Source organism: Xanthovirga aplysinae (assembly GCF_009711365.1).
Classification (GTDB): Bacteria; Bacteroidota; Bacteroidia; order Cytophagales; family Cyclobacteriaceae; genus Xanthovirga; species Xanthovirga aplysinae.
The window spans coordinates 1-5,925 of sequence record NZ_SMMB01000966.1 but is presented as its reverse complement, the minus strand read 5'-3'; the positions used below and the strand labels follow the sequence as shown (position 1 = coordinate 5,925).

5 protein-coding genes are annotated in these 5,925 nt (G+C 36.6%); 2 read left to right on the top strand and 3 right to left on the bottom strand.

Annotation, left to right across the window (positions count from 1 at the left end):
* Positions 1-274: 274 nt before the first annotated feature.
* Both E1171_RS09175 and E1171_RS09170 read left to right on the top strand, forming a co-directional pair.
* Positions 275-1,447: a THUMP domain-containing class I SAM-dependent RNA methyltransferase gene (locus tag E1171_RS09175; RefSeq protein ID WP_343031315.1), complete on the top strand. Its 1,173-nt coding sequence runs from the start codon at positions 275-277 to the stop codon at positions 1,445-1,447.
* Between the two features lie 217 nt (positions 1,448-1,664).
* Positions 1,665-2,108, top strand: a complete 444-nt coding sequence (locus tag E1171_RS09170) for a hypothetical protein (RefSeq protein WP_155205708.1) — start codon at positions 1,665-1,667, stop codon at positions 2,106-2,108.
* 25 nt (positions 2,109-2,133) lie between these two features.
* Here E1171_RS09170 and E1171_RS09165 read toward each other — a convergent pair whose 3' ends face one another.
* Genes E1171_RS09165 through porX form a run of 3 tightly spaced genes read right to left on the bottom strand, consistent with a single transcriptional unit; the run spans position 2,134 to position 5,354 of the window.
* Complete coding sequence (locus E1171_RS09165; protein ID WP_155205707.1) at positions 2,134-3,363, bottom strand: alanine dehydrogenase; 1,230 nt, start codon at positions 3,361-3,363, stop codon at positions 2,134-2,136.
* Entirely contained in the window at positions 3,356-3,802 is a 447-nt protein-coding gene (gene tsaE / locus E1171_RS09160) for a tRNA (adenosine(37)-N6)-threonylcarbamoyltransferase complex ATPase subunit type 1 TsaE (protein ID WP_155205706.1), read from the bottom strand. Before tsaE ends, E1171_RS09165 begins: the two co-directional genes overlap by 8 nt.
* Positions 3,795-5,354, bottom strand: a complete 1,560-nt coding sequence (gene porX / locus E1171_RS09155) for a T9SS response regulator signal transducer PorX (protein ID WP_155205705.1) — start codon at positions 5,352-5,354, stop codon at positions 3,795-3,797. The genes tsaE and porX overlap by 8 nt, the downstream gene beginning before the upstream one ends.
* Between the last annotated feature and the right edge of the window lie 571 nt (positions 5,355-5,925).

Genomic DNA, 5,925 nt, shown 5'->3' with positions numbered 1-5,925 from the left:
TAACTCCATATAATGACAGCTCTTGATTACAGTCGACCCCTAAAACCCAAGCTTTCAATAACTATCCCAAATGGTTGGTTCAGCTTGTAAAGTTTAAAACTGTAACTTGTAGTTTTCTGAAAAGGTTTAACAGTATGGCTGTGGACTATTCTGAAAAAACTAAAAAGAAATTCAATTTCTTTTCTTTTACTGACAATACCTTTTTTACCTTTGGCACTTGTTTTTGTGAGAGGGTTTTATTCTTCTCCAACTTCTCGGCAAACTTAAAATGAAGATGTTTCATATCAGAAATAAAATATTAGTTACCTGCGCACCACGGGTAAGCTCCATTTTGGCTAAAGAAATTGAGAATCTTGATTTTACCGTGGAACGGGAGTTAAAAATGGGTGTTGAATTAAGTGGGACACTGGAAGATACCATTCGTTTGAATATGAATCTTCGGACAGCTCATCGGGTCTTGTATATGATTGATTCTTTTAGGGCCAAACATCCTGATCATTTGTACAAAAGGCTTAAAAAAATAAAATGGGAAGAGATGATACCCGAAGATGGGCACTTTAGGGTGGACTCTTTTGTAAGAAATGATTTTATCAAAGATACCCGATATGCTAATCTAAGGGTAAAAGATGCCGTTGTAGATCGTATACAAGAATTAAAGGGATCTCGTCCTGATTCTGGTACCGATACCTCTAAAACTGTCCTTTATCTGCATTGGCTGGATGAAAATGCGGCCATTTACTTTGATACTTCTGGAGAAACTATTGCCAAACATGGCTATCGAAAAATGCCTTTCAAAGCTCCTATGATGGAATCATTGGCTGCAGCCACCATTTTTGCCAGTGGCTGGAATAAAGAAACTAATTTTATTAACCCCATGTGTGGTAGTGGAACATTGGCAATTGAAGCGGCATTAATGGCTTGCCAGACAGCTCCTGGTTTGTTTAGGAATAATTTTGGTTTTATGCACATAAAAGGCTACAAAGAGGAGTATTTTGAACCTGTTTTTCGCTTGGCCGAATTAAAGGAGAAAGACAGCATTCCAGGTAAGATTATTGCCTCCGATATTAATGCCGAAGCTATAAAAGCAGCTAAAACAAATGCCAGGGCTGCTGGTGTGGACCATTTAATTGAATTTGTCCATTGTGATTTCAGGGAAACTCCTGTGCCTGAGGGTGGGGGTGTGGTTATGCTTAATCCGGAATATGGAGAAAGATTAGGTGAGTTGGAGGAATTGAAAGATACTTATCAGGCAATTGGTGACTTTTTTAAACAAAAATGTGCTGGTTATACGGGATATATATTTACTGGTAATTTGGATTTGGCCAAACGAGTGGGGTTAAAACCTAAAAGGCGTATGGAATTTTACAATGCCCGTATCGATTGTCGTCTTTTGTCATATGAGCTTTATGCAGGAAGTAAAAGAAATAGAGAGGGGAAAGGAAATTAGAGACATGAATTTTATGTCTTTCACCTAGTTTTCAATCTTCTTATGAAAATGGGATTTCCTGTTTTTTTAGTTAAAGGTGAGGAGACATCCATTCTGATTTCTTAAATTTTTTAGCTTATCTTTTTGAGAGCAAAAGAAACCAAGTAGACATTCACCTGTGTTTGAAGTTAAACAGGTTCATTTTCCATAGGGCGAAACTTCTCAAGAGGAATAAGTCATGAAAAATTTGGCTATTTTATTTTTTACTTTTCTTCTTCTTTTTAGCTGTAATTCAAAAAAACCTAATTCCTCCACTTTGGAGGATAAGGTTTCGATCCAACAAAAGAGCCCCTATACTGGGAAACGATTTCATTTTTCCTATAATGCTACCAGAATGCGGGAAGAAGGGCATCTGAAAGGTTTCCAAAAAGACCGTTATTTATTTTCTGCTAAAGCTTACCAGCAATTGAGGGTGCAATTGGAATCTTTTGAAAAAGACGCCATTATGGATGTATATCGTATAGAGGGGGAGTCCAGAAAATCTTTGCCTTTATACCCCAAGCGAAAATGGAAGGGTAAATTAAAAGAAAGTGGTGAATATATGGTTGAGGTTTTTCTTAAAAACCCTAAGGCAAAAAGAGCTTTGGAAGCAGATTATGTGTTAATTGTTGAGCTACGGTGACTGGTGATTAAGTGGTTATTAATCTTTAAAATCTTGCCGCCATTAATAAATTAAGATCTTTGTATTTTAGGTTGAATTTTTGAGCAATAGAGGCATTTGTGAGACTACCCTTAAATGTGTACACTCCTTTCATAAATCCTTGATTGGTGAGAATCATGTTTTCTATCCCTCCTGTTTCTGAGATATGTAACATAGTGGAGGTAAAGGTATTGCTAAGTGCGGTGGTTGCGGTTCGTGCCACTCTTGAGGGAATGTTGGGAACGCAGTAATGGATTACATCAAAGCGCTTGTAAACAGGATTGTTATGGGTTGTAGGGACTGAAGTTTCAATACATCCCCCTTGGTCAATACTCACATCAATAATTACTGAATTGGGTTTCATTTGGGAAACCATTTCCTCCGTAACAACACAGCGGTTTCTTCCTTTTTCCGGACGAATAGCACCGATTAATACATCTGTTGACTTTAATTCTTCTGTTAAGGTGACCGAATTAATAGCTGCTGTATGTACTTGTTGGTTTAGGACATGTTTTATCCGACGAAGTTTGTAAATATGGGTGTCATATATTTGAATCTGCGCTCCAAGTCCGATAGCCGCTCTTGCTGCATATTCTGCCACCGTTCCTGCTCCCAAGATCATTACTTTTGCAGGTGGAACTCCGGTTATTTCTCCTAGTAAAATACCTTGCCCGCCCCGGACACTACTGAGGTATTCCGCTGCAATTAATGTCACAGTACTTCCTGCAATTTCACTCATAGCACGAACCACAGGAAGTTCTCCCACCTTATTTTCTAATAATTCGAAGGCGATGGCAGTGATTTTCCTTTCATTAAGAGCATGTATGTATTCGGGGCTTTGGTTACCTAGCTGAATGGCTGAAATAAGGGTGCCTCCTGGTTTTAAATAGTTGATCTCGCTAAATACAGGAGGCTCTACTTTAATGACAATGTCTGCCTGATATACTTCTTTAGAGGAATAAACAATTTTTGCACCGGCATCGCTAAAATCTTTATCTGAATAGTTGGATTTTAACCCAGCCTCTGTTTCTACCCAAATTTCGTGGCCGTTACTTACTAAAACTTCAACAGCTCCAGGTGTTAAGGCAATACGATTCTCTTGCCATTGGATTTCCCGTGGAATGCCTATAAATAAAGATTGTCTATCTTTTCGGGTTTTAAGTAGGGATTCCTGTGGATACAGGCTCCCTTCTTTTGCTAAGGCTTCAATTTCTGAAGAATATCGCTTACTACTCATAGCGTACCAGGTGAATTTTTCGGGAATTATTTTCCTGGGCTTCAATATTGATCCAAAGGTATTGCTCAGGAATTAAAGATGGTATCTTTGATGACCATTCAATAAAGCAAAAGTTTCCAGAGTAAAAATACTCTTCACAACCAATGTCCATGGCTTCAGTTTCATCCTTAATTCTGTAAAAATCGAAATGGTAAAAAAGCTCTTCTTTTTCATTGCTGTATTCATTTACCAATGAAAAAGTAGGACTATGCACGTTGTCTCTCACTTCAAAAGCATCACAAATAGCTTTCACCATAGTGGTTTTACCAGCTCCCATTTCTCCTTCCAGCAACCAGATTTTTTCTGTTCCTGCAAAGGAAATTATTTTTTCAGCGATTTGTTTTAGACCTTCCAGGTCATGACAAATGATCTCCAACTTCTCAATAATCTTATCAGCCATTCTTCGAATTTAGCGAAATAATTGGAATAATTACCTCTTCTAAAGATATTCCTCCATGTTGGAAGGTTCCTTTATAATAATTCACATAGTAATTATAATTATTTGGATAAGCAAAAAACCTATCTTCGGTCGCAAAAACATAGGCTGTTGATATGTTTACTTTTGGAAGATGTAAAAGTTCCGGTTTACGGCTTACATACACATCACGCTCTTCGAAACCAAGATTTTTTCCTTGTTTATACCGTAAATTAGTGTTGGTGTTTCTGTCCCCAATTATTTTAAATGGATGCCTTACCCGTATTGTTCCGTGGTCGGTGGTAAGTATAACTCGCCCTCCCTTTTCAGAAATCTTTCTTAGGGTTTCGATCAATGGGGAGTGCATAAACCATGATTTTGTAATGGAGCGATAAGCAGATTCATCAGGAGCCAGTTCCCGTATCATCTCCAGGTCTGTACGGGCATGTGATAACATGTCCACAAAATTATACACGATCACATTTAAATCGTTGGACATTAGATTGTTGAAGTTGTCCACTAAGTTACGGCCCTGTTGTACTTGAGTGATTTTATTATAAGATGCTTTAATGTTCAGCCGGTTTCGTTTCAATTGTTCTTTTAAAAACTCAAATTCATTATTGTTTTTACCCCCTTCTTGATCTTCACCTACCCATAAATTTGGATGTCGTTTGGACATTTCAAGAGGCAGAAGCCCAGAAAAAATGGCATTTCTGGCGTATGCCGTAGTAGTAGGTAAGATGGAAAAATAGGAGGACTCATCTTCTACGGTGAAATATTCAGAAATAATGGGCTCTAGAATTTTCCACTGGTCGAAACGTAAATTATCAATAACGATGAAGAACAATGGATCTCCCTCCTCAATGTAGGGAAAAACTTTTTCTTTCATAATCTGATGAGACAATAGAGGTTTGTCTATATTAGGCTCATTTAACCAGTCTTCGTAATTATCTTTGATAAATTTGACAAAATTGGAATTGGCTTCATCTTTCTGCATTTCAAGGACTTCAGACATACTTTTGTTGTCGGTGGCGTCTATCTCTAACTCCCAGTATATAAGCTTTTTATACACTTCGGCCCACTCTTCATAGTCCATGTGCTCATTATAAGCCATGCTGATATTCCTGAAATCCTGTTGATAGCCTAAGTTGGTTTTCTCGGTAATCAACCGTTTATTATCTAAGATCTTTTTGACAGATAAAAGAATTTGATTAGGGTTTAGAGGCTTAATGAGGTAATCAGATATTTTGGCCCCAATAGCTTCTTCCATAATATGTTCTTCCTCACTTTTTGTGATCATTACCACAGGAAGGTTGGGCCATGCAGATTTAATCTGCGTTAGGGTTTCCAAACCACTCATTCCAGGCATGTTTTCATCCAAAAATACTACATCGTAGTAATTGGCTTCACACTCTTCGAGGGCATCAGATCCACTATTAACTGGAGTAACCTGATATCCCTTCTTTTCTAAAAATAATATGTGAGGTTTAAGTAAATCTATCTCATCGTCGGCCCACAAAATGCTATATTGTTGCATACTATATTTTTTCTTTAAAAATTTATTGAAAATAATAATAATTTATGAATCAAATTCAGGAAAAAGAACTAAAAATTTTTTATCTGATTAGAATTGATTTAACCTTTTACCATCCTTTCTACAAGATTTATCTGAATTTGTTTTATTTCCATTTCTATGCCAAAATTTATACCCTTTCTATTTTTACGACTAAAATTTTGGGAGGATATTTTGTCCTCTTTTGATCGTATTCTTCTTTTAGGGCTTTTTTCTCCCTCAAGGTAGAAAGGACTATTCCTTCATGATAACGTTTTGTTTTTTTACTTCATATATACTTTTTTGTTTTCTTTTTCTTCGAGATATGAATTTTTTTAGGGTTTATATAACCAGGTTTTTTAGGTTTAGAAGATGATATCGTTTCCGGCCTTGATTATCAGGAAGTAAAATGCGATGGTATGGTCTTTTGCTTAATATTGAGATTTTGGTTTTTAATGTGATAGAATGAAAATATTTTTATAGTAAAGAAAAATCCATCCCTAAAAGATTTGAAAAGAGGAATAAATCTCCAAAATTAGTTTAATCAATCCATCGT

Excerpts from the sequence above, each read along its gene's own strand:
- tsaE (WP_155205706.1), bottom strand. The coding sequence starts at position 3,802 with ATGGCTGATAAGATTATTGAGAAGTTGGAGATCATTTGTCATGACCTG.
- porX (WP_155205705.1), bottom strand. The coding sequence starts at position 5,354 with ATGCAACAATATAGCATTTTGTGGGCCGACGATGAGATAGATTTACTT.
- E1171_RS09170 (WP_155205708.1), top strand. The coding sequence starts at position 1,665 with ATGAAAAATTTGGCTATTTTATTTTTTACTTTTCTTCTTCTTTTTAGC.
- E1171_RS09175 (WP_343031315.1), top strand. The coding sequence starts at position 275 with ATGTTTCATATCAGAAATAAAATATTAGTTACCTGCGCACCACGGGTA.
- E1171_RS09165 (WP_155205707.1), bottom strand. The coding sequence starts at position 3,363 with ATGAGTAGTAAGCGATATTCTTCAGAAATTGAAGCCTTAGCAAAAGAA.